This window comes from Leisingera sp. F5 (assembly GCF_001593695.1).
This window is the reverse complement of the sequence record NZ_LUKH01000290.1, coordinates 1-3074: the sequence shown is the minus strand read 5'-3', so window position 1 is coordinate 3074 and position 3074 is coordinate 1. Positions and strand designations below refer to the sequence as shown.

Genomic DNA, 3074 nt, shown 5'->3' with positions numbered 1-3074 from the left:
CGATACGCTGGACGGCGGCAAGGGCCGCGACCAGCTGTCCGGCCAGGGCGGCGATGACCGGCTGGAAGGCGGCAAGGGGCATGATCTGCTCAGCGGCGGCGGCGGCGAGGATGTCTTTGTCTTTGCCCGCGGCCACGGGCGCGACACCATTTCCGACTTCCGCCCGGGCCGCGACCTGATTGATCTTGAGGGGGCCGCGGCGGACGGGTTTGCGGATCTGGACATCAGCCGCCAGGACGGCGGAGCGCTGATCCTCACCGGCTCGGGCAGGATCTTTCTGGAAGACCTGAACCCGGGCCGGCTGGATGCGGATGACTTTCTGTTTTGAGGATGGCCGGGGCTAAGGATGACACTGGTTGAGGGTGGCACCGGCTGGGGATGACATTGGCAGGATATGCCGAACGTATACACTTTTGACATTGGGGTCCTGCGGCTGCGGAACCTGAACCCGGGCCAGCTGCCGGCAGAGCAGTTGTGTGATGTCAGGAAGATCAAGGGCTTGCCGTTTGCCGGGCTGTTGGCGGCAGCCCGTCAGCGGCATCAGGTGATGCTGCACTTGCGCTGGCTTGCCGATTTTAGGGGGCGCAATTGAAAGTATATTACATAATACGCCTTATGCTTCTGTAAGCTGTACGCGCAAAGCGATAATGTCACCGGGTGCGCAAAGCAGAAATGTCAGATCAAGCCGCGTGTTTTACAGTTAAACCGGCATCATGGCTTCTGGCTTCTGGCATTCGCCTCCCATGGAATAGTTCGTGGAAATCCCAAGGCGGCCTCCGGTGCTGCTCAACTGCACTTTTACTTTGATTCCGCCCAATTCTGCGAACTTCACATCGACATTCGAAATCTGAGCCGCCCCTGCCATAAATGTCACGACTTGGATCGCGGGTTCCATTTGGCGGCGAGCAATCCGAAGTTCAGTGACAATTCTGGCGAACTCATCCAAGTCGCCGGGCTTGTATTGATGGACGCTGGTAACTGTATCGCCGCAAACGAAAAGACCGACTTCAGCTCCCGTGTCACCTGCCACTTCCCATTGGCCTGGCAGCTCCGGTGAAAGCCGAACGAGTTGCCAACCTCGGGAATTTGCGTGCTGCTGTGCTTCATCGAGGGAGCTTTCAAGTTCGAAGCCGCCCGGGAGCTCTACTGGCTCCGGTTTCGCTTCCGCGTAGCTGGCAGTCAAATCAGCCGCGAAGCTCATGGTAAGTGTGAAGAGGAATAGGTAATTACTTGTTCGTTTCATACGCGATTGATTTCCGGCTGCGATCCCCTTGGAAACCACACCTTGCAGATGCACAGGTTTCCGAGACCCTGATTTTTCGCGGATAATCGGGTAAAACAATGTGTTGTCTAGAGGGGGCTGACTTGGCGCTGCGCCCCTTTGAATGAAAGGGCTCTTAAAGAGCCCTTTCCGTGGCTTAGACGATCTGCACATCTTCGATATTGCGGATGTCCAGATCGATGGTTGTGAAGCTGAAGGTATCCGTCAGAACACTGCCGTCATTGATGCTGCCCGGTGCCGGTGCGTTGGCAGCGACAATTGCCAGATAGGCATCGATTTCAGCCTGAACCGCAAGCGCATCTGCACCGTTCAGCGAAATCTCCAGTGTGTCGACACCGCTTTCCCCGTCGAGGAAATCGCGTTCGCCGGCATCGGTCGCTTCGGACCAGACAAACTCGTCCGCCCCCGCGCCGCCAAGAACCGTATCGGCACCGCTGTTGGGGCTTTGGAACCGGTCATCACCAGCCCCCCCCGAAACAAAGTCCGATCCCTGCAATCCCCGGACGAAATCATCGCCGGCACCGCCGAACAGGATGTCATCGTCGAACTGCCCGTTCAGCACGTCGTCGCCGATACCGCCCAAGGCGACATCCCCCTGACCATCCGCATTGATGGTGTCATCGCCTTCGCCGCCGAGCAGCATATCGTTGCCCGCCGCTCCGCGCAGGTTGTCATCGCCGCGGCCGCCTTCGACGACATCATTGCCGCCCCTGCCGTTGATTGTGTCCTCGCCGCGTGTGCCGAGGATGCTGTCATTGCCACCGGTACCGTCATATGCGACCCCGTTGTCGCCCGGCGCTTCGACCAGAACGGTCACACCGGGATCGGCGGGATCAAGCGCCGGGACGTCGCCGACCTGGACTTCGACGGTTCTGACAAAACCCTCACCATTGGTCACGGTATAGGTGAAGAAATCGAAGCCATCGAAATTCGCGCCGGCCGTATAGGTCACGGTCCCGTCCGGCTCGATCACGGCGGACCCGAACCCGCCATCATTGACCTGGGCCACCGACAATGTGCCCTCGGACAGTTCTAGGTCGTTGGCCAGAACGTCGATATTGACTGAACCGCCGGGAGCCGGGGCAGCAACCTTATCGCTGGTGCCGCCGGGCAGGAGCGCCTCGACCGCGACTGTGACATCGTCGAACTGCAGGAATTCGACATTGCGCACCTGGTCCGTACCATCGACCGAGGTGACCGTCAGCTCGCCGGTGAACAGGTCCACGATTTCGACCGTCGCATCAGCATAGTTGCCACCGAAGACTGCGGTGTCGACTTCGCCCCCGCCGTTGAGGTTGTCGTTGCCGGCGCCGCCGACAAGGATGTCGTTTTCGGATCCGCCATTCAGATCGTCTTCGCCCTCGCCGCCTTCCAGCCGGTCATCATAGCTGTCGCCGTTCAGGACGTCATTGCCGCCATTGCCGATCAGCGTGTCTTCACCGGAGAAGCCGACGATCGTGTCATTGGTGTCGCAGCCCACCAGCAGGTCGAAACCGCCCACGGGCGAGTTCTCATCGATCTGGCTGGTGCCTTCGATCAAGCCGCAGCGCAGCAGACCTGCGTCGAGCGTCAGATTGGATTCGCCCGCAGCCAGGGAAACGACCTGCGTCATCGCAAAGTCCGGATCGCCCGGCATGGTCACCGCATCGGAATCCCGGGCATCGTCGCCGCCCTGGTTGGCCGAGGTGAATGCAAAGCCCTCAGGCAGGATGAACCCGACCTTGTAATCGCCCGCCGCAAGACCGGTGAACAGGTAGTTGCCGTTCTCATCTGTGGTCTGCTGGTCCAGCAG

3 protein-coding genes and 1 pseudogene are annotated in these 3074 nt (G+C 59.8%); 2 read left to right on the top strand and 2 right to left on the bottom strand.

Translation table 11 applies throughout. The features are described from left to right. Positions 1 to 328 (top strand): annotated as a pseudogene (locus tag A2I95_RS29025) (hypothetical protein); the annotation flags it as partial. A 66-nt stretch (positions 329 to 394) separates the two neighbouring features. Then, a complete protein-coding gene (locus A2I95_RS29020) occupies positions 395 to 592 on the top strand; it encodes a hypothetical protein (protein WP_291735469.1) in 198 nt (65 codons plus the stop codon). Between the two features lie 108 nt (positions 593 to 700). Here the strand turns inward: A2I95_RS29020 and A2I95_RS29015 are convergent, their stop codons facing one another. Both A2I95_RS29015 and A2I95_RS29010 read right to left on the bottom strand, forming a co-directional pair. Next, on the bottom strand, positions 701 to 1342 hold the full coding sequence (locus A2I95_RS29015) for a hypothetical protein (protein WP_291735468.1): 642 nt from the start codon (positions 1340 to 1342) through the stop codon (positions 701 to 703). A gap of 76 nt (positions 1343 to 1418) precedes the next feature. Further along, the coding region (locus tag A2I95_RS29010; RefSeq protein ID WP_291735466.1) for an SdrD B-like domain-containing protein at positions 1419 to 3074 on the bottom strand (1656 nt) is incomplete at its 5' end.

Coding starts and splice junctions, on each gene's coding strand:
- A2I95_RS29020 (WP_291735469.1), top strand. CDS start 395: ATGCCGAACGTATACACTTTTGACATTGGGGTCCTGCGGCTGCGGAAC.